Annotated in this window: 2 protein-coding genes; both read left to right on the top strand. The window is 72.4% G+C overall.

Annotated elements, in window-relative coordinates:
- The first annotated feature begins 30 nt into the window (after positions 1 to 30).
- Positions 31 to 23133 (top strand): non-ribosomal peptide synthase/polyketide synthase, encoded by a 23103-nt coding sequence (locus AB0H76_RS23090; protein WP_357327490.1) that lies wholly within the window; start codon positions 31 to 33, stop codon positions 23131 to 23133.
- A complete protein-coding gene (locus AB0H76_RS23085; RefSeq protein ID WP_357327487.1) occupies positions 23126 to 23341 on the top strand; it encodes an MbtH family protein in 216 nt (71 codons plus the stop codon). Before AB0H76_RS23090 ends, AB0H76_RS23085 begins: the two co-directional genes overlap by 8 nt.
- Positions 23342 to 23401 lie beyond the last annotated feature (60 nt).

Genomic DNA, 23401 nt, shown 5'->3' with positions numbered 1-23401 from the left:
GAGTCTTCCCCCGGCGATTGGAGTGTTTTGATGACGGCCTTGGCCTCGGAGCCCGCAGGTCCTGACGCATCGAACACGGCTTCCCCTTTTCCCCTGTCAGAAGCCCAGGTTGGCATCTGGAACGCGCAGCACATTGCTCCCGACGTGCCGTTGACCGTCGCGCAGTACGTCGAAATCCATGGCGAGTTCGACGCATCCATTCTGAGTCACGCAATGCGCCTGTGCGCTGGAGATTTGCAGAGTCTGGGGCTCCGGATCGTGGAAGTGGGCGGTGTCCCATACCAATTGGTTGATTCGGATAGGCCAGTTGACATCGACCGGCATGATTTCCGAGCCTGCGACTCACCACGGGACGCCGCGATCACGTGGATGCGCCGCGATGTCGAAGTGCCCATACCCATTACGGGGGACCGCCTGTTCACCGCGGCGGTCCTGCGCATCGGCGACGAGCAATACCTCTGGTACGCCAAGATGCATCACGTCGCCATCGACGGCTACGGCGCGATGCTGCTCGTCGCGCGCATCGCCGAGCACTACACCGCCATCGTCGAGGGGCGCGAGCCGAGCCCGTCGGCGGCGCGGGATCTGCGCTCGATCTACGAATCCGAGTCCGCCTACCGGAATTCGGCCGCGTTCGGCGAGGACCGGGAGTACTGGCGCCGCCAGCTCGACACCATCGACTCGACGTTCACCCTCAGCGACCGCTCCGGTCCGGCCGGAGTGCAGCGCTGGATCGAGAGCGGCGTGCTGGCCCCGGACATCGCCGACCGGCTCGCCTCGGTGCGCGAACGCTTCACCGCCTCGCGCCCGGCGCTGCTGACCGCCGGTATCGCGGCCTATCTCGGCGCGGTCACCGGGCGCGACGAGGTCACGCTGAGCCTGCCGGTCACCGCGCGTACCACGCCGGAGCTGCAGCTGTCGGCCGGCTACGTCTCGAATGTCGTTCCGCTGCATATCGATATCGGTCGCGGGACGAAGGTCGCCGAGCTGGTCGAGCGGGTCGATCCGAGCATCCGGGGTGCGCTGCGGCACCAGCGCTACCGGCACGAGGACATGGGGCGCGATCGCGGCGCGGCCGGCGAGCACCGGGACTTCTTCGGCCCGGTGGTCAATATCATGCTGTTCCACAACGGTATTCGCTTCGGCCGGGCCGAGGCGACGATGCACCTGCTCTCCACGGGGCCGGTCGAAGACCTGTCGATCAACATCTACAACGGCTCCGGCAGCGGCGAGCTGCATGTCGACTTCATCGGCAATCCGGCCCGCTACACCGCCGACGAGCTGCACGCCCACCACCGCCGCTTCCTCGACTACCTTTCCGAGTTCCTGCGCGCCGCAGCCGATTCCGAGATCGACGCGCTGAGTGTGCTGGATGCGGCCGAACGCGACCTGGTGCTGCGGCAGTGGGCCCTGACCCCGGCCGTCAGTTCCGCGCCCGCCACCACCCTGGCCGAGCTGTTCGACCGGGCGGTAGCGGCACACGGCGCGGCGACCGCCGTCTCCTGCAACGGCGCGACGCTCACCTACAGCGACCTCGACGCCCGCGCGAATCGCCTGGCCCGCGAGCTGATCCTGCGCGGCGTCGGCCCGGAGACGCTGGTCGCGATCGCCCTGCCGCGTTCGCTGGACCTCGTGGTCGCGCTGCTCGCGGTGATCAAGGCGGGCGGTGGTTACCTGCCCGTCGACCCGGACTATCCCGCCGATCGCATCGCCTACATGCTCGCCGACGCCGCCCCGGCCTGCGCGATCACCGCGACGGCGCTCGGGCTCGCGCTGCCGGCCGAGCTGCCCGTCATCGATCTGGACGCGCACGATCTCGACTCCGGAAACGGCGCACCCCTCGCCGCGGCCGAGCGTCTGGGCACGCTGACGCCCGACACCATCGCCTACGTCATCTACACCTCGGGATCCACCGGCCGCCCCAAGGGCGTGCAGATCCCGCACGCGAATGTCGCCACGCTGTTCGCGAATACCCACGCCGCCTTCGGCTTCGACCACCACGACGTGTGGACGCTGTTCCACTCCTACGCCTTCGACTTCTCGGTCTGGGAGCTGTGGGGCCCGCTGCTCTACGGCGGCACCCTGGTCGTGGTCGACTACGAGACCTCACGCTCGCCGGAGCTGCTGCTGGCACTGCTGCGCCGAGAGCGGGTGACGGTGCTTAACCAGACCCCCTCGGCCTTCTACCAGCTCGTCGACGCCGAACGCTCGGCGTCCGAGCAGAGCGCCGAGACGACGCCACTCGCGTTGCGCTACATCGTCTTCGGCGGCGAAGCGCTGGATCCGCGCCGGCTGGCGCCGTGGTACCGGCGGCACGCGGATACCGCGCCGCGCCTGATCAACATGTACGGCATCACCGAGACCACGGTGCACGTCACCTACCGCGCGCTCGAGCGCACCGCGGCGGCGACCGGCGGCGGCGGTATCGGCCGGGCGCTGCCGGGTCTGGGAATCTTCCTGCTGGACAGCCGTTTGCGGCCCGCGCCGGTCGGCGTCGCCGCGGAGCTGTACGTCTGCGGCGAGCAGCTCGCGCGCGGCTACCTCGGGCAGCCCGCCCTGAGCTCGGCCCGTTTCGTGGCCGACCCGTTCGGTGCGCCCGGTACCCGGCTCTACCGCTCCGGCGATCTCGCGCGCTGGACCGCGGCGGGTGAGCTCGAATACCTGGGCCGGGCCGACGATCAGGTGAAGGTGCGTGGTTTCCGCATCGAGCTGGGCGAGATCGAAGCCCGGGTGCTGGCCCACGAGCAGGTGCGCCAGGCCGCGGTCGTGGTACGCCAGGACGAGTCCGGCGAATCCAGCCTGGCCGCCTACGTCGTACCCGAACACGGTGCGGTGGTGGATATTCCGGCCCTGCGTGCGGCCTTGGCCCAGCAACTGCCGGACTACATGGTGCCCGCGGCACTGATGGCGATCGACGCGATTCCGTTGACCGCCAACGGAAAACTGGATCGTCGGGCGCTGCCGGAGCCGGTCGTGGCGACGGTGGTCTACCGGGCACCGGTCACCGCCGCCGAGCGCGCGGTGGCCGCGGTGCTGGCCGAGCTGCTCGACGTGGACCAGGTCGGCCTGGACGACGGCTTCTTCGCGCTCGGCGGCAATTCGCTCAGCGCGACCCGGGTGGCGGCCCGGGTGGGCGCGGAACTCGGTGTCACCGTGCCGGTCCGGCTGGTGCTGGAGGAGACGACCGTCGTCGGACTGGCCGCGCGCGTATCCGCGCTGCTGCCCGATACCGGGCACAACGCGCTGCGGGCCCGGCAGCGGCCGGCGCACATCCCGCTCTCGCCCGCCCAGCAGCGGCTGTGGTTCATCAACCGGTTCGACCGCGAGGCCTACACCTACAACATCCCGTTCGCGGTTCACATGCGCGGCGATCTCGACGTCGACGCGCTGCGGGCCGCCGTCGCCGACCTGATCGCGCGGCACGAGCCGCTGCGCACCGTGTACCCCGACGGCCCGGAGGGGCCGCATCAGGTCATCCGGCCCGCGACGCCGACCGTGCCGCTGCCGTTGCACGAGGTGTCACCGTCCGAGCTCGACAATCGGCTGCGGGCCATCGCCGCGCGCGGCTTCGAGCTGACCGGCGAGACCGCGCTGCGCATGGAACTGCTGCGCACCGGTGCGCGCGAACACGTGCTGGCGGTGGTGATCCACCACATCGCGGCCGACGGCTGGTCGCTGGCGCCGCTGTTCGCCGACCTGTCCCAGGCCTACAGCGCGCGCGTGGCGCACCGGGCCCCGCAGTGGGCCCCACTGCCGGTGCAGTACGCCGACTACAGCCTGTGGCTGGACGAATTGCTCGGTGACGCAGCGGATCCCGGCAGCCAGGCCGCCGTGCAGGTGGACTACTGGCGCACCCAGCTGGCCGAGCTGCCCGACGAGCTCTCCCTGCCCTACGACCGGCCGCGCCCGGCGGTGCAGTCCTTCCGCGGCGCCAAGGTGGACGTGGCCATCGGCGCCACCGTGCACGCCGGCCTGCTGCGGCTCGCGCGCGACTCCGACGCCACCCTGTTCATGGCGGTGCATTCCGCGTTCGCCGTGCTGCTGGCGCGCCTGTCCGGCGGCGCCGACATCGCGGTCGGCACGCCGGTGGCGGGCCGCGGTGAGCGCGAATTGGACGCGCTCATCGGCATGTTCGTCAACACCGTCGTGTTCCGCGCCCGGCTGGACCTCGCCGAGCCCTTCCAGGTGCTGCTGTCCCGGCAGCGGGTCACCGATCTGGCGGCGTTCGCGCACGCGCAGGTGCCGTTCGAACGGCTGGTGGACGAGCTCAACCCCGTGCGCTCGACGGCCCGGCATCCGCTGGTCCAGGTCGGGTTCTCGTTCCAGAATCTGGGCCGGGTCGGCGTCGAACTGCCCGGGCTCACGGTGTCGGGCAGCGAGATCGAGACCGGCGTGGCGCAGTTCGATCTGCAACTCGTGCTCACCGACCATTACGACGAGAGCGGCATCCCCAACGGCATCACCGGCCACTTCGTCTATGCCACGGATCTTTTCGACGCGGCCACGGTGTCCGGCTTCGCCGATCGTCTGCTGTGGCTGCTCGCCGACGCCGCCGCGCGCCCGCAGCTGCCGATCGGTGATCTCGATGTGCTCGATCCCGCCGAGCGCACCCGGATTCTGCACGGCTGGAACGACACTCGGCGACCGATCGAGTCGCGCCGGACGCTGGCCTCGCTCTTCGCCGCGCAGGCCGCGCGCACGCCCGAGGCCGCGGCCCTGATCGTCGACGCCGAAGCCGGGGAGCCGGTGACGCTGACCTATCGCGAGTTCTCCGACCAGGTCAACCGCCTGGCCCGCCGGTTGATCGGGCTCGGCGTCGGGCCGGAAACCCGCGTCGTGCTGGCCCTGCGCCGCTCGGCGGAGTTGCTGGTCGGCATGTACGCGGTGACGGTGGCGGGCGGCGCCTACGTGCCGCTCGACCCCGGCCAGCCGGCCGGTCGCCTGGAATACATTCTCGAGACCGCCACGCCGCGCTGTGTCCTGACCACCCGCGCCGACGCCACCGGTCTGCCGGCCACCGACGCCCCGGTGCTCGAGCTCGACGCGCTGGATCTGTCCGCACTGCCGTCCTATCCGGTGCTCGACGGCGAGCGCCTGTCCCCGCTGGACCCGCGCAACACCGCCTACATCATCTTCACCTCGGGCTCGACCGGACAGCCCAAGGGCGTGGCCGTGCCGCATCAGGCGGTGGTGAACCAATTGCTGTGGAAACAGCAGCATTTCGGGATCGACGGCGACGACAGCGTACTGCTGAAGACGGCCGCCACCTTCGACCTGTCGGTATGGGAGTTCTACTCCGCCGTCTTGGCCGGCGGGCGCACCGTGGTCGCCGCGCCCGACGGGCATCGCGACCCGGCCTACCTGCGCACGCTCATCGAGAACAGCCGCGTGTCGGTGCTGCATCTGGTTCCGTCCATGCTCACCGCGCTGACCGCGGGCGCGCAGCCGGAGCTGCCCGCCTCGGTGCGGCTGGTGCTGGCCATCGGCGAGGCGCTGCCCGCCGCCGTGGCCCAGCGCTTCCGCCGGGCCAATCCGCACACGCAGCTGTGGAACCTGTACGGCCCCACCGAGGCCGCGGTCTCGGTGACCGCGCACGAGGTCGGCGACGCCGACACCGTCGCCGTGCCGATCGGGCGCCCGGCCTGGAACACCCGGGTCTACGTCCTGGACGCGCGGCTGCGCCCGGTCGCCCCCGGGGTGGTCGGCGAGCTGTACCTGGCCGGAGATCAGCTGGCGCACGGCTACTTCGGCCGTAGCGTGCTGACGGCCGAGCGCTTCGTGCCCGAGCCCTTCGGGGCGGGCGCGGGCGAGCGGATGTACCGCACCGGCGACCTCGCGGCCTGGTCCGCACACGGCGAGCTGGAGTACCACGGTCGCACCGACTTCCAGGTCAAGATCCGGGGCTTCCGGATCGAGCTCGGCGATATCGAGGCGGCGCTGCTCGCGCACGACGATGTCGACACGGCGGTGGTCGTGGCGCACGCCGACGCCCAGGGCGGCGATCAGCTGGTGGCCTACGTGGTGCCCATGGCCGGGCGGGCCCTCGAGCCGGACGCCGTGCGCGCCCGGCTGACGGCCATGCTGCCCGTCTACATGGTGCCCGCCGCGTTCATGGTGCTGGCGGCCCTGCCGATGACCGCGACCGGCAAGGTGGATCGCCGGGCGCTGCCCGAACCGGTCTTCCAGGCGGCGCGCTACCGGGCGCCGGTCACCCGCGTGGAATGCGCGGTGGCGGAGGTCTTCTCGGAGATTCTCGGCGGCGGCCGGATCGGGCTCGACGACGACTTCTTCGCGCGCGGCGGCAATTCGCTGCTCGCGACCCGGGTCGCGGGCCGGCTCGGCGTGGTGCTGGACACCGCGGTGGAGGTGCGCGCGCTGTTCGACGCGCCCACGGTGGCGGCGCTGGCCGCCCGGCTCGAGCAGGCGGCGGGTACGGGTGGCCGTCCCGCGCTGGCGGCGGGTGCGCGACCCGCGCGCGTGCCGCTGTCCGCGGCGCAGGGTCGGCTGTGGTTCCTCAACCGCTTCGACGTGGATTCCGGGGCCTACAACATCGCGGTCGCCCTGCGCCTGACCGGGCGGCTGGACGAGGCGGCGCTGGAGCGGGCGCTCTCGGATGTCGCCGCGCGGCACGAGATTCTGCGCACCCTGTTCCCCGAGGACGAGCAGGGCCCGCACCAGGTGGTGCGGCCCGAGCCCGCGGTGCCGTTCGCGCGCATCGTCGCCCGGCCCGGCAGCGTGGACGCCGATGTCCTCGACTTCGCCGCCGCCGGTTTCGATCTCACGGCGCAGCCGCCGATCCGCGCCGCGCTCGTGGCCAACGGCGCCGACGAGTGGGTGCTGGTCGTGGTCATCCATCACATCGCCGCGGACGGCTGGTCGATGACGCCGCTGGCCGCCGATCTGATCGCCGCCTACGCGGCGCGCACCGGCGGGCACCCGCCGCGGTGGACCGCGCTGCCGGTGCAGTACGCGGATTTCACGGTGTGGCAGCAGGAGTTGCTCGGCAGCGTGGCGGATCCCGGCAGCGCCGCCGCCCGGCAGCTGGCGTACTGGCGGGACCGCCTCGCGGATCTGCCGGAGTGCCTGGCGCTGCCCACCGATCGGCCGCGCCCGGCGGTGGCGTCCCAGCAGGGCGCGACGCTGCGCTCCGATCTCGACGCGACCCTGCACGCCGCCCTGACCGAGCTGGCACAGCAGCACGGGGTCAGCGTGTTCATGGTGCTGCACGCCGCCCTGGCGACCGTGCTGGCCCGGCTCGCCGCCACCGACGACGTGACCATCGGCACCCCGGTCGCCGGTCGCGCCGACCCGCGCCTGGACGACCTCATCGGCATGTTCGTGGGCACCCTGGTGCTGCGCACGGGCATCGATCCGGCCGTGCCCTTCGCTGAGCTGCTCCGTTCGGTGCGCGACGCCGATCTGGATGCCTTCGCCCATGCCGAGCTGCCGTTCGAGCGGCTGGTCGAGGTGCTCGAACCGGTGCGCTCCGCGGCGCATCACCCGCTGTTCCAGGTGATGCTGTCGGTGCACAGCTCGGTGCCGGACGCGGTGCAACTGCCGGGACTGCGGTCCGAGGCCCGCGCCGTGGATACCGGCGCCGCGCGCTGGGACCTGCAGTTCACGCTGATCGAAAGGCACACGGCGCAGGGCGATCCGGCGGGCATCGAGCTGGCCCTGACCTATGCCACCGATCTGTTCGAACCCGATACCGCGCAGTCCTTCGCCGAGCGCTTCGCCCGCGTGCTCGCCGCGGCGGCCGCCGACCCGGCCGTGCCGGTGGGGGATCTGCCCCTGCTGCGCGCCGGTGAGATGAACGCGCTGACGCCGGCCCGCGGCGCGGATTCCGTGCCGGCCCTGACCCTGGCGGATCTGTTCACCGGCGCCGCCGCGATCGATCCGGGCAACGGCGCGGTGCGCTCCGGTCACCGCGAGCTGAGCTACCGCGAGCTGGACGCCATGTCCAACCGGCTGGCGCGCCTGCTCATCGCACACGGCGCCGGGCCGGAAACCGTCGTGGCCCTGGGTATCCCGCGTTCTATCGAGTCGGTGTGCGGCGTCGCCGCGGTGGCGAAGACGGGCGCGGCCTTCCTGCCCGTCGACCCCGCCTACCCGGCGCAGCGCAAGCAGCACATGCTCGCCGACTCCGGCACGCGCCTGGGGCTCACCGTCGCCGCCGTCCACCCCGACCTGCCCGCCGACGGCGTGCGGTGGCTGGTGCTCGACGACCCGGACCTCGCCACCCAGCTGGCGAGCCTGCCCGACGGACCGGTCATCGACGCGGAGCGGCTGTCCCCGCAGCGGATCTCGCAGACCGCCTACCTGATCTACACCTCCGGCTCGACCGGCACGCCGAAGGGCGTGGCGGTCACGCACGCGGGCATCGTCAACTTCGCCCGCACCATGGGCGAGCGCTTCGGCGTCGAAAACACTTCGCGCACCCTGCATTTCGCTTCGCCGAGCTTCGATGCCTCGGTGCTGGAACTGTTGCTGACCTGGTGCGCCGGCGCGACCATGGTGATCGCCGGGCCGCAGATCTACGGCGGCGAGGAACTCGCCGAGCTGATCGATCAGGAGGCCGTCAGCCACGCGTTCCTGACCCCGGCCGCCCTGGCCAGCCTGGACGCGGACCGCTGGCCGCTGCGGCGGTTGCGTGCCCTGATCGTCGGCGGTGACGCGGTCGGTTCGGAGTTGCTCGCGCGCTGGGCGCCGGGCCGCACCTTCTTCAACGCCTACGGGCCGTCCGAGGCGACCATCGCCGCGGCGGTCTCCCACACGCTCGCGCCGCAGCAGCCGGTAGTGCTCGGCGGGCCCGTGCGGGGCGCGGGTCTGGCGGTGCTCGACCGCCGCCTGCGCGCCGTCCCGGTCGGGGTGGTGGGCGAGCTGTACCTCAGCGGAACCGGTGTCGCGCGTGGCTATCTGGGCCGCTCCGGCCTGACCGCGGGGCGCTTCGTCGCCGATCCGCACGGCGCGGCGGGCGAGCGCATGTACCGCACGGGCGACCTGGTGCGCTGGACCCGCGGCGGCGAGCTGGTCTTCGTCGGGCGCGGTGACGACCAGGTGAAGGTGCGGGGTTTCCGCATCGAACTCGGCGAGATCACCGCAGTGGTCTCGACCTGCGCGGGTGTGGATTTCGCGCACACCGAGGTGCGGCCGGACAGTGCCGGACGCGCGCGGATCGTGAGCTACATCCGCGCCGGCACGCCGGATGCCGTGGACGCGAGCACGATTCGCGACCACGTCGCCGCGCGGCTGCCCGGCTACATGGTGCCGTCGGCGGTGGTCGCCTTGGCGTCGATCCCGTTGTCGCCGAGCGGAAAACTGGATCGCCGGGCGCTGCCGGAGCCGGAGTGGGACGTGGCGACCGAGGGCCGGGCGCCGGCGACGCCGTCCGAGACGATGGTGGCCGCGCAGATGGCCCGCATCCTCGGGCAGCCCAGCGTCTACGCCGACCAGAGCTTCTTCGAGCTGGGCGGCAACTCGCTGTCCGCGACCCAGCTGGTGTCGCGGATCGCGGCGGCGTGCGGACATCGGCTCGCGGTGCGCGAGGTGTTCGAGCACCCGACGGCCGCGGAGCTGGCCCGCCTGGTGGATCAGGCAGCGGGCGAGCGGGATTCGAGCCGTCCGCGCCTGACCGCGCGCCCGCGCCCGGAGCGCGTGCCGCTGTCCTCCGCGCAGCGTCGGCTGTGGTTCCTGAATCAGCTCGACACCAGCTCCGGCGCCTACAACATCCCGGTGTCGGTGCGGTTGCGTGGCGCCCTGGACGAGGCCGCCCTGCAAGCCGCGCTCACCGACCTCGTCGAGCGCCACGAGATCCTGCGCACCCGCTACCCGCAGGACGCGCAGGGGCCACACCAGGTGGTCGCGCCGGTCACGGCGCCGCCGCTGACCAGGATCGAGGCCGCGCCGCGCGCGTCCGACCAGCACCGCGCCGCGGCGGCGGGTTTCGACCTGACCACCGAGCTGCCGCTGCGCGCCGAACTGCTGTGCGGCGGGAACGACGAGTACACGCTGATACTCGTCGTGCACCACATCGCCATGGACGGCGGCTCCCTGGCCCCGCTGGCCTCGGACCTCACCACGGCCTACGCGGCCCGGCTGGCCGGGCAGGCCCCGGACTGGCCCGCGCCCGCGGTGCAGTACGCGGACTTCGCGGTGTGGCACGAGGAGTTGCTCGGCAGCGCCGCCGATCCGGACAGCCTGGCCGCGCGTCAGCTGCGGTACTGGCGCACCCAGCTGGCGGGCGTGCCGGACTGCCTGGAACTGCCCGCCGATCGCCCGCGCCCGGCGGTGGCCTCCCAGCGCGGCGCCTCGGTGCGCACCCGGGTGAACGCCGAATTGCACGCGGGAATCACGGCTTTGGCGCGCCGCCACGATGTCAGCGAGTTCATGGTGCTGCACGCGGTGCTCGCGGTGCTGCTGTCCCGGCTCGGCGATACCGCCGACGTCGTGATCGGCACCGCGGTGGCGGGCCGCTCCGAAACCGAGCTGGACGCCTCGATCGGCGCGTTCGTCGAGACGGTCGTGCTGCGCACCGCGGTCGCGGGCGGGCGATCCTTCGCCGAGCTGCTCGCCGTCGTGCGGGACACCGATCTGGACGCCTTCGGCCACGCCGACCTGTCCTTCGAGCGGCTGGTGGAGGCGCTGAATCCGGCGCGCTCCACCGCCCATCACCCGCTGTTCCAGGTGAGCCTGTCGCTGGACAACTTCGCCGCGACCTCGGTGCGGCTGCCCGGTCTGGACGTGACCGTCGACCGGATCGATCCGGCGGCGGCGAAGTTCGATCTGCAGTTCGCCTTCACCGCGCCGGCCGAGGCCGGCAGCGGCGGTCTGGATCTGTGCCTGACCTACGCCACCGATCTGTTCGATATCGGCACCGCGGCCGATCTCGGGCGGCGATTCCTGCGGGTGCTCTCCGCCGCGGTCGCCCAGCCGGAGCGCGCGGTGGGCGATCTCGACCTGCTCGCCCCGGAGGAAGCCCGGGCCCTGACGCCGGTGCGCGGACCGAGCTCCCAGCTCGTGCTGACGCTGCCGGAGATCTTCGCCGCCGCGCTGTCGGACCCGGATCGCACCGCGGTGGTGGCGGATTCGCGTGCCATCAGCTATCGCGAGCTGGACGAATGGTCGAATCGCCTGGCGCGCACCCTGATCGCGCGCGGCGCCGGACCCGGCGTGGTGGTCGCGCTCGGGCTGGCGCGGTCGCTGGAGTCGGTGGTGGCCACGCTGGCCGTCGCCAAGACCGGCGCCGCCTACCTGCCGATCGACGTGCGGCACCCGATCGACCGGATCCGGTACACGCTCACCGATTCCGGTGCGGCGCTGGGTGTGACCAGCGCCGCGGACCGGACCGGGCTGCCGGCCGATACCGAGGTGCGGTGGTGCCTGACCGAGGAGATCGCCGCGACCGAGTCCGCCGCGCCGATCACCGACGCCGTGCGGCTGCGGCCGCTGCGCGTCGACGACATCGCCTACGTGATCTACACCTCCGGCTCCACCGGCCGGCCCAAGGGCGTCGCGGTGCCGCATCGCGGCCTGGCCGGCTTCGGCTTCGCGATGCGCGACCAGTATCAGATCGATTCCAGTTCGCGCACACTGCATTTCGCTTCGCCCAGCTTCGACGCGTCGGTGCTGGAACTGCTGCTGGCCTGGTCCGCGGGCGCGACCATGGTCGTGGCCGCGCCGGATATCTACGGCGGGGACGACCTGGCCGCGCTGCTGGAACGCGCCGAGGTGACGCACGCCTTCATCACCCCGGCGGCGCTGGCCAGCATCGATGCCGACCGCTGGCCGCTGCCGGCGCTGCGCCGCCTGGTGGTGGGCGGTGACGCGGTCGGTGCGGATCTGGTGGCGCGCTGGGCCGTGAGCCGCACCATGTACAACGCCTACGGTCCGTCGGAAGCGACTGTGGCGCCGGTGCTTTCGGATCCACTGGTGGTGGACCACCCGGTGGTGCTCGGCGGTCCGATCCGCGGGGTCGCCGTGACCGTGCTGGATGCCCGGCTGCGGCCGGTTCCGGTGGGTGTCGCGGGCGAGCTGTATGTGGCCGGCGCGGGTCTGGCCCGCGGCTACGTCGATCGGATGGCGCTCACCGCCGAGCGTTTCGTGGCGAATCCGTTCGCCGCGACGCCGGGGGAGCGGATGTACCGGACCGGTGACGTGGTGCGGTGGAACGCCGCGGGCGAACTGGTGTTCGTCGGCCGCAGCGATGACCAGGTGAAGATTCGCGGTTTCCGGATCGAGCTGGGCGAGATCAGCGCGGCCACGGCGGACCTGGATGGAATCCGATTCGCGCACACCGAGATCCGGTGCGACGAGGCCGGAACACCGCGCATCGTCGGCTACGTGGTTCCCACCGGCCCCGCCGCGGAACTGGACCGGCATGAAGTGCGGACCCGGCTGGCCACGCGGCTGCCGGGCTACATGGTGCCCTCGGCGGTCGTGGTCGTGGCCGAGATCCCGCTCACGCCCAGCGGCAAGCTGGACCGGCGGGCACTGCCGGAGCCGGACTGGGACATCGCCCGCACCGGTCGCGCCCCGCAGACGCCCAGCGAGATCCTGGTCGCCACCGTCATGGCCGGCATCGTGGGGCGCGAGCAGGTCGCGGCCGATCACGACTTCTTCGAGCTCGGCGGCACCTCGCTCTCGGCGACCCGGCTGGTGGCCGAACTCGCCGCGCAGACCGGCCGCTATCTCGCCGTGCGCGCGGTCTTCGAGCACCCGACGCCGGAAGAACTGGCCCGGGTCGTGGATGCCGCGCTGGCGGAGGCGGATTCGGGCCGTCCGGAGTTGACCGCGGGCCGCCGCCCGGAGCGGGTCGCCCTCGCGCCGGCCCAGCAGCGGCTGTGGTTCCTCAACCGCTTCGACACCGATTCCGGCGCGTACAACATCCCGATCGCGCTGCGCCTGACCGGTGGCCTCGACGTCGCGGCGCTCACCGCCGCGCTGCACGACGTGGTCGCGCGGCACGAGGTGCTGCGCACGCTGTTCCCGCAGGATGCCACCGGACCGCATCAGGTCGTGCTGCCGAGCGAGTCGGCCCGGTTCACCCTGCCCGTCACCGACCTGACCGAGGACGAGGCGAGCGTTCGGCTAGGGACGCTCGCCTCGTCGGGGTTCGACCTGACGACGGCGCTGCCGCTGCGCGCGGAGTTGCTGCGGACCGCCGAGGACCAGCACGTGCTGGTCGTGGTGCTGCACCACATCGCCGCCGACGGCGCGTCCATCGCGCCGCTGGCCGCGGATCTGGCCGCGGCCTACGCCGCGCGCCGGCACGGCGACGAGCCGCGCTGGTCCGAATTGCCGGTGCAGTACGCCGATTTCAGCGTCTGGCAGCGGGAGCTGCTGGGCGAGGAGGCCGATCCGGGCAGCCTGGCCGCGCGGCAGTTGCAGTACTGGACCGCGCGCCTGGCGAATCTGCCGCAGTGCTTGGAGTTGCCCGCCGATCGCCCGCGCCCGGCGGTGCCGTCGCAGCGCGGCGCGGCGGTGACGGCCCGGCTGGACGCCAGCTCGCACGTGGCGCTCACCCGGCTCGCCCGCGAGCACAACGCGAGCCTGTTCATGGTGTTGCACGCCGTGCTCGCCGCCCTGCTGGGCCGGGTGACCGGTACCGGCGACATCGCGGTCGGCACGCCGATCTCGGGCCGGGCCGACGCCCGGCTGCATCCGCTGATCGGCATGTTCGCGGGCACCCTGGTGCTGCGCACACAGCTGGACCGGGGCCACTCCTTCACCGATCTGCTTGCCGCGGTGCGCGAGCACGACCTGGACGCCTTCGCGCACGCGGACCTGCCATTCGAGCGCCTGGTGGATGCGCTGGATCCGGCGCGCTCGACCGCGCACCACCCGCTGTTCCAGGTGATGCTGTCGGTGCACGACACCGTGCCGGCGCCGCCGCGCCTGGACGACGTCCAGGTCACCATCGAGGAGATCGCCACGATCGTGGCGAAGTTCGATCTCCAGTTCACCTTCACCGAATCCCAGACCGCGCAGGGTGATCCGGATGGCGTCGAGATCTGCCTGACCTACGCGACCGATCTGTTCGACCACGGCACCGCCGAGCGGCTCTGCGCCCGGTTCGTGCGGTTGCTCGCCGCGGCGAGCAGCCGGCCGCACGCGCCGATCGGCGATATCGACCTGCTTTCGGTGCGCGAACGCGCCGCGCTGGCCCCGGCCCGCGGCGTGGACGGCCCGGTTCCGGCGACGCTGCCGGAATTGTTCACCGCCGCCGCGGCCGAGCGGGACCGCCGCGCGGTGGTCGCGCCGACCGGCACCCTGACCTACGGCGAACTCGACGAGCGCTCGAACCGGGTGGCGCGCGCCCTGATCGCCCGGGGCCTTGGCCCCGGCGATTTCGTCGCGCTGGCTTTGCCGCGCTCGCTGGAATCGGTGCTGGCCACCGTGGCCGTCGTGAAGACCGGCGCCGCCTTCGTGCCGATCGATCTGCGCTATCCGGCCGACCGTATCCGGCACATGGTTACCGATTCCGGTGCCAGCGTGGCGATCACGCTCGGGCTGACCGACGCGCTGCCGCCGGAAATGGGCCGGCTGACGCTGGCCGACCTGGAGCGCAACGGCGCCGCGCTGCCCGCCACGGACTCGGGGCGGCCGCGCACACCGGTCATCGACGACATCGCCTATGTCATCTACACCTCCGGCTCGACCGGAACCCCCAAGGGCGTCGCCGTCACCCATCGCGGCCTGACCCCCTTCGCGGTCGAGCAGCGGGTGCGCTATCAGATCGATTCCAGTTGCCGGGCCCTGCATTTCGCGTCGCCGAGCTTCGACGCCGCGGTGCTCGAATTGCTGCTGGCGTGGTGTGGCGGTGGCACTCTCGTCGTCGCCGCGCCCGAGGTGTACGGCGGCGACGAACTGGGCGAGCTGATGACCCGGGAACGGGTGAGCCATGCCTTCATCACCCCCGCCGCGCTGGCCACCATCGATGTGGAGCGCTGGCCGCTGCCGGCACTGCGCCACCTCGCGGTCGGCGGCGAGGCGGTGGGCACGGAGCTGGTGGCGCGCTGGGCGCCGGACCGCGCCCTCTACATCGGTTACGGCCCGACCGAGACGACCATCATGAGCGCGATCTCGGACCCGATCACGGCGACCACGCCGGTGATCCTCGGCCGCCCGATTCGCGGCACCGCGGTCTCGGTGCTCGACGAGCGGCTGCAACCGGTCCCGACCGGGGTGTCCGGCGACTTGTACATCGCGGGTGCGGGTTTGGCGCGCGGCTACCATCTGCGTCCCGGGCTGACCGCACACCGGTTCGTGGCCAATCCGTTCGCCACGAACCCGGGCGAGCGGATGTACCGGACCGGCGACGTGGTGCGCTGGAACGCCGCCGACGAATTGGTGTTCGTCGGCCGCAGCGACGATCAGGTCAAGCTGCGCGGCTTCCGCATCGAACTCGGTGAGATCACCGCGGTCGTCGCGGATCTCGACGGCGTCCGGCTCGCGCACACCGAGGTCCGCGCGGACGGCGCGGGCCGGCCGGCGGTGGTCTGCTACGTGGTGCCGCACGCGGGGGCGACGGTCGATCCCGCTGTCCTGAACACCGCGACCGCCGAACGCCTGCCGGTGCACATGGTGCCCTCGGCCTTCGTGGTGCTGGACGCGATGCCGTTGTCGCCCAACGGGAAGATCGATCGCCGGGCGCTGCCACAGCCCACCTGGGCCGCCGCCGCCACCGGGCGGGCGCCGAGTACTCCGAACGAGCGATTGGTCGCCGGGGTGCTGGCCGAGGTGCTCGGCATCGAGGAGGTCGGCGCCGATCAGGGCTTCTTCGAGCTGGGCGGTAATTCGCTCTCGGCGACGCAGCTGGTCGCGCGGATCGCGGCGGTGTCCGGGCAGCAGCTCGCGGTGCGCGCGATCTTCGACCATCCGACACCCGAGGGTCTCGCGGCGCTGCTCGATGCGGCGGGCGCGCAGCATCCGGCCCGGCCGCTGCTGCGGGCCGGACAGCGGCCCGCGCGGGTCCCGCTGTCCGCGGCGCAGCAGCGCCTGTGGTTCCTGAACCGTTTCGACCCGGGCTCGGCGCTCTACAACATCCCGCTCGCGCTGCGCCTGACCGGCCCGCTGGACGTGGAGGCGTTGCGGCAGGCGCTGCTGGACGTGGTCGATCGGCACGAGGTCCTGCGGACGATGTTCCCCGAGGACGCGCAGGGCCCGCATCAGGTCGTCGTGCCGGCGGCTGAGGCGGCGGTGCCGTTCAGCCGCATCGTCTCCAGTGCGCACGCCCTGCTCACCGACGCGATGGACCTGTCGCGCACCGGGTTCGACCTCGCCGTCGAGCTCCCGATCCGCGCGGCGCTGCTGCGGGTCGGCCTGGACGAGCACGTGCTGATCGTGGTGATCCACCACATCGCCGCGGACGGCTGGTCGTTGACTCCGCTGGCGACCGACCTGGTCACCGCCTACGAGGCGCGCTGCGGTGGCGCCACGCCCGCCTGGGCGCCGTTGCCGGTGCAGTACGCGGATTTCAGTGTGTGGCAACGAGATCTGCTCGGTGAGGAAACCGAGTCCGGCAGCGAGGCCGCGCGCCAGCTGGCGTACTGGACCGAGCGCCTGGCCGGGCTGCCCGAGTGCCTGGAGCTGCCCACCGACCGGCCCCGGCCGCCGGTGGCCTCGCACCGCGGCGCGTCGGTCGCGGCCCGCATCGATGCCCAGACCCACACCCGCCTGCTGGACGCGGCGCGGGCCAGCGACGTCAGCGTCTTCATGGTGCTGCACGCCGCGCTGGCCGTCCTGATCGCGCGCACCAGCGGCACCGAGGACATCGCGATCGGCACCGCGGTCGCCGGTCGCGGTGAGGCCGCGCTCGACCACCTGATCGGCATGTTCGTCGGCACCCTGGTGCTGCGGACCCGGGTCGAGCCGACCGCCTCGTTCGCGACGGTGCTCGAGGCGGTGCGCGACACCGATCTGGACGCCTTCGCCCACGCCGAGCTGCCGTTCGAGCGGCTCGTCGAGGTGCTCAACCCGGTCCGCTCGACCGCGCACCACCCGCTGTTCCAGGTCAGCCTGTCGCTCACCAACATGGGTGTGCCCACGGTGCGGCTGCGCGACCTGGCGGTGGAGGGCCTGCCGGTCGATCCGGGCTTCGCCAAGTGCGATCTGCAGTTCACCTTCAACGAAACCCACACCGCCGCGGGCGATCCGGACGGGGTCGAGCTGTCCCTGGCCTACGCCACGGACCTGTTCGACAGCGCCACCGCGGACCGGATGAGCCGCCGGTTCGTCCGGCTGCTGGCGGCGGTGCTGGCCGAACCGGGGGCCGCGGTCGGCGATGTCGACCTGCTCAGCGCGTGGGAGCGCTCGGTGTTCGTGCCCGCGCGCGGCGCGCGGGCCGCCGCGCCGATCACGCTGCCGGCGATGTTCGGCCGGGCGGTGCAGGCCGGGCATCCGGCGATCGTCGCCGGCGACCGCACGGTCACCTACGACGAGCTCGACGAGTGGACGAACCGGTTGGCGCGCAAGCTCATCGCGCGCGGTGTCGGCCCCGGCGACGTGGTCGCGCTCGGCTCGGCACGCTCGGTCGAGTCGGTCGCCGGTTCGCTGGCGATCACCAAGACCGGTGCGGCCTTCCTGGCGGTCGACCTGCGGCATCCCGTGGACCGCATCCGGCACATGCTGACCGATTCCGCGGTGCGGTTCGGACTCACCGGCGTGGCCGGTCCGGACGCGCTGCCCGGCGATATCGGCGTCGAGTGGATGCCGATCGATGCCGCCGCGGATTGGCCCGCCGGGCGGGTGGAGCCGCTGCGCCCGATCCGGGCCGAGGACGTCGCGTACGTGATCTACACCTCCGGGTCCACCGGCCTGCCCAAGGGCGTGGCCGTCCCGCACCGGGGCCTGTTCAATTGCTCCGAGGTGCAACGGATTCGCTTCGGCGTGGACCGGGCGGCGCGCACGCTGCATCTGGCCTCGCCGAGCTTCGACGTGGCGGTGCTCGAACTGCTGCTGGCCTGGGGCACGGGCGCGACGATGGTGATCGTCCCGACCGATGTCTACGGCGGCGATCCGCTGGCCGAGCTGGTCGAGTCGCGGGGCGTCACCCACATGGTGATCACCCCGGCCGCGCTGGCCAGCATCGACGCCGATCGGCACCCGCTGCCGCTGGTGCGGGCGCTGATCGTCGGCGGCGAGGCGTTCGATCGGGAACTGGTCGAGCAGTGGGGCCGTAGCCGCGCCATGATCAACGGTTACGGGCCCTCCGAGGCGAGCATCACCACCACCTTCTCCGAGGCCCTGCACCCGGATCGGGCCATCGCGCTCGGCCGCCCGATGCGCGGTGTGACCACGGTGGTGCTGGACGCGCGGCTGCGACCGGTCCCGCCCGGTGTCGTCGGTGAGTTGTACGTCGGCGGTATCGGTGTCGCGCGCGGCTATCACCGCCGCCCGGCCCTGACCGCGCTGCGTTTCGTGGCCAATCCGTTCGACGGCGGCGCGTCGCGCGTCTACCGCACCGGTGACCTGGTGCGCTGGAACGCCGAGGGCGAGCTGGTCTTCGTCGGCCGGGCCGACGACCAGGTGAAGGTGCGCGGCTTCCGCGTCGAGCTGGGCGAGATCTCGGCGGTGGTGGCGGCCGACGACGGAGTCCGCTTCGCGCACACCGAGGTTCGCGACGACGACAGCGGCCGGGCGCAGATCGTCTGCTACGTCGTGGCCGCCGAGGGGCGGACGCTGCAACCGCAGGAGCTCGCGAAGGCTGCCGCGCAGCTGCTCCCCGGGCACATGGTGCCCGCGGCGTTCCTGGTGCTGGACTCGATTCCGTTGTCGCCCAACGGCAAACTGGATCGGCGCGCGCTGCCGGAACCGAGCTGGGAGCTGTCCGACGGCGGCCGGGAACCGGCCACGCCCAGCGAGATCCTGGTCGCCACGGCGATGGCCGAGGTGGTGGGCCGGGAAGGAATTCGCGCCGACCACAGCTTCTTCGAGCTGGGCGGCACCTCGCTGTCGGCGACCCAGCTGGTCGCGCGGATCGCCGCGGCGTCCGGCTGCCGGCTCGAGGTGCGCGCCGTGTTCGAGCATCCGACGCCGCAGGCGCTGGGCGCGGTGCTCGACCGCGCCGTACGCGCGGGACACGCCGATCGCACCGCGCTGGCCGCCCGCCCGCGCCCGGACCGGGTGCCGCTCTCGCCCGCGCAGCAGCGGTTGTGGCTGCTCAACCGGTTCGATACGGACTCCGGCGGCTACAACATCCCGGTCGTGCTGCGCCTGCGCGGCGCGCTGGACGCGGCCGCGCTGCGCCTGGCGGTCGCCGACGTGGTGACCCGGCACGAGGTGCTGCACAGCGTGTTCCCGGCGGACGCGGACGGGCCGCACCAGGTGGTGGTCCCGCTCGCCGATCCGGCGCTGCCGGTGCCGCTGCTCGATATCGAGGCCGCCGGCGTTCCGGCGTTCATCCGGTCCTTCACCGGCGCGGGCTTCGATGTGACGCAGCAGATTCCGGTGCGGGCGCGGCTGTTGCGCCTGGATCCGTCCGAGCATGTGCTGGTGCTGGTGATGCACCACATCGCCGCCGACGGCGGGTCCGCCGCGCCGCTGGGCGGCGACCTGGCCGCGGCCTACGCGGCCCGGTGCGCGGGCACGGCGCCGCGGTGGGCGGCGCTGCCGGTGCAGTACGCCGATTTCAGCCTGTGGCAGCACGAGACGCTGGGCGCGGACCAGGATCCGGACAGCCCGGCCGCCCGGCAGCTGGCCTACTGGACCGGCAAGCTGACCGGCGCGCCGGACTGCCTGACCCTGCCCTATGACCGGCCGCGCCCGGCGGTGCCGTCCCGGCTCGGGGCGACGGTCGGCGCGCCGATCAGCGCGGAGCTGCACGACGAGCTCACCGAGCTGGCGCGCCGGCGCGGGGTCAGCCTGTTCATGGTGCTGCACGCCGCGCTCGCGGTGCTGCTCGGCCGCCTGGGCGGTACCGGGGATGTCGTGGTGGGCACGCCGATCGGCGGCCGGGTCGACCCGCAGCTGGACGCGCTGATCGGTATGTTCGTCGGCACGCTGGTGCTGCGCACGCCGGTGCGCGGGGACCGGACCTTCACCGAGTTCCTCGACACCGTGCGCGAGACCGATCTGGATGCCTTCGCGCACGCCGACATTCCGTTCGAGCGGCTGGTGGAGGCGCTGGCGCCGGTGCGCTCGGCCGCGCATCACCCGCTGTTCCAGGTGATGCTGTCGGTGCACAATTCGATCCCGGAGCTGCCGCCGCTGCCGGGTGTGACGGTGCTCGCCGAGGATCCGGGCTTCGAGGTGGCCAAGTTCGACCTGCAGTTCACCCTGGCCGAATCCCATACGGCACACGGAGTTCCGGCCGGCATGCGGCTGGATCTGACCTATGCGACCGATCTGCTCGACGCCGCGAGCGCCGAGCTGCTGGCGCGCCGGTTCGTCCGGGTGCTGACCGCGGTGATCAGCGAACCCGATACGGCGGTCGGCGATTTCGAGCTGCTCGAACCGGCCGAGGCGCGCAGCCTCGCACCGGCGCGCGGCGCGGAGTCGGTGGGCGCGTGCACCTTCCCGGAACTGTTCGCGCGGGCCGTCGCGGCCGCGCCGGGCACGGTCGCGGTGTGCGACACCGAGGTCCAGATGAGCTACGCGCAGCTGGACGGCGCCACCAACCGGCTGGCCCGGGCCCTTATCGCGCGCGGTATCGGCCCGGAGTCCTATGTGGCGCTGGGTATTCCGCGTTCGGTGGCCTCGGTGCGGGCGATGCTCGCGGTGATCAAGACGGGCGCCGCGTTCGTGCCGGTCGACCCGGCCTATCCCGGGCCGCGCAAGCAGCACATGCTCACCGATTCGGGTGCGCGGCTCGGCCTGACGGTCGCGCGCTGCCGCCGCGATCTGCCCGACGGCCAGCCCTGGCTGGTCCTGGACGATCCGCAGTTCGCCGCGGAGGTGCGGGCGCAGTCCGCCGCGCCGCTGTCCGCTCTCGAACGCGGTGGCCCGCTGCTGGCCAATCCGGCCTACCTGATCTACACCTCGGGCTCCACCGGTCTGCCCAAGGGCGTGGTCGTCACGCACGCGGGTCTCGCGGACTTCGCCGCGGAACTGGCCGGCCGCGGTGGGGTGGCGCCGCAGTCGCGGGTGCTGCACTTCGCGTCGCCGAGTTTCGACGCCGCCATTCTCGAGTTGCTGCTGGCCCTCGGCTCGGCGGTGACGCTGGTGCTGGCCGACCCGCTGATCTACGGCGGGGCCGAACTGCGGGAGTTGTTGCGCGCGGAGCGGATCACGCACGCGTTCATCACCCCGGCGGCGCTGGCCACCGTCGAGCCGGACGGGCTCGAGGACCTGGAAATGATCATGGTCGGCGGCGATCGCACCGGGCCGGAGCTGGTGCAGCGCTGGACCGCGGGCGCGCCCCGGCGCACGATGCTCAATGCCTACGGCCCCTCCGAGGCCACGGTGGCGGCCTCGATCAGCTCGCCGCTGCGCGTCGGCGTGCCGGTGACGATCGGCGGCCCGCTGCGCGGGTTCGAGCTCACGGTGCTCGACTCCCGCCTGCGGCCGGTACCGGCGGGCGTGCCCGGTGAGCTGTATCTGGCCGGGCCCGCGCTGGCGCGCGGGTACCACCGCAAGCCCGGGCTCACGGCGGAACGCTTCGTGGCCAACCCGTTCGGGGGACCCGGCGAGCGCATGTACCGCACCGGTGACCTGGTCCGCTGGGCCGCGCGCGGGGAGCCGCTGGAACTGGAATACCTCGGTCGTTCCGACGATCAGGTGAAGGTCCGCGGCTTCCGCATCGAGTTCGGTGAGATCGACGCCGCGCTGGTCGCGCACCCGGAGGTCGTCGCGTCGACGACCATCGGGCACGAGACCTCCAGCGGCGCCACGATTCTGGCGTCCTACGTGCGCTGTGCACCGGGCGCCGCGCCGAGTGCGGCCGATCTGCGGGCGCACGTCGCGGCGCGGGTACCGGTCTACATGGTGCCGCAGGCCATCACGATCCTGGACGTGTTGCCGCTGACGCCGGCCGGCAAGCTGGACCGGTCCGCCCTGCCCGAACCGGTGCTGATGGCGGCCGCGGCCTACCGTGCCCCGGCCACGGCCCTGGAGACGCTGGTCTGCCAGGCCTTCGCCGAGGTGCTCGGCCTGGAATCGGTGGGCGCGGACGACAATTTCTTCGAGCTCGGCGGAAACTCCCTGCTGGCCACCCAATTGGTCGCGGCGCTGCGGGATCAGCACGGCGTGGAGGTGCCGATGCAGGCGCTGTTCCTGGATCCGACCCCGGCCGGTATCGCCTTCCGGGCCGCGGCTCCGGGCGAGACGGCGGCGAATACCATTGCCGCCGCGCTGGATCCGCTGCTGCCGATCCGGCCGGCCGGCACGCTGGCGCCGCTGTTCTGCGTGCACTCGGTGAGTGGCGTGGCCTGGAGCTACACCGGGCTGCTGCCGCATCTCGGCCCGGACCGGCCGGTCTACGGCCTGCAATTGCCGCACCTGACCGAGGACGAGTGCGGGCTCGATTCCATCGAGGACCTCGCGCAGCGCTATATCGGTGAGATGCGCGCGGTCCAGCCCGAGGGCCCGTACCACGTGCTGGGCTGGTCGCTGGGCGGTTTGATCGCCTACGAGATCGCGACCCGGCTTGAGGCGGCCGGTGAGCAGGTGAATCTGCTGGCGCTGCTGGACAGCCGGATCCTCGCCGACGAACCGGAGTCACCCGACGTCAGCGCCGGGGAACTGCTGGCGGCGCTGCTCGGTGACGCCAGCCTGGCCGGGCAGGACATCTCGGCCGAGCGCGCGGCGGAGCTGCTGCACGAGCGGCAGGGGCCGTTCGGCGCCCTGGAGGCCGCGCACGTGGAACGGCTGTACGCGGGCTACCTGGCCGGCACCACCATGGGCTATCGCTTCCGGCCCGCCGCCTACCAGGGCGACATGCTGTATTTCACGGCGGCGGACGACTATCCGGCGGACAACGATCCGGAGCTGTCGATCAGCGGCGCGGATCCGTGGCGGCTGTTCGTGCAGGGCAAGGTGCGCGATTTCGCCATCGCCTGCACCCACGTCGACATGGGTGCGCCCAAGGGTCTGGACGCCATCGGCCCGATCCTGCGCGAACACCTGGACGAGTCCGCCGTTTCCGCGGGCAGGTCCTCCCGGCTGGTATCCGAGCAGAAAGGAATAGGCAATGAGTGAGACCAATCCGTTCGACAACGAGGCCGGCCGGTTCATGGTTCTGGTCAACGCCGAGGGCCAGCATTCGCTGTGGCCGGATTTCGTGGAGGTGCCCGATGGCTGGCAGGGCGTCTACGCGGGCGAGCGTCAGGACTGTCTCACCTACGTGGAACGCAACTGGACCGATATGCGCCCGAATAGTCTGATCCGCGCCATGCACCCGGGCTGACGGATGGCAATCTTCTGGCAAATGTCCGGGCGCTGCACCGTATAGCGCTCAGGGCGCGGG

This window comes from Nocardia sp. NPDC050712, assembly GCF_040654295.1.
Lineage (GTDB): Bacteria > Actinomycetota > Actinomycetes > Mycobacteriales > Mycobacteriaceae > Nocardia.
The sequence above is the reverse complement of the archived record's forward strand: the minus strand, read 5'-3'. Positions and strand labels throughout refer to the sequence as shown.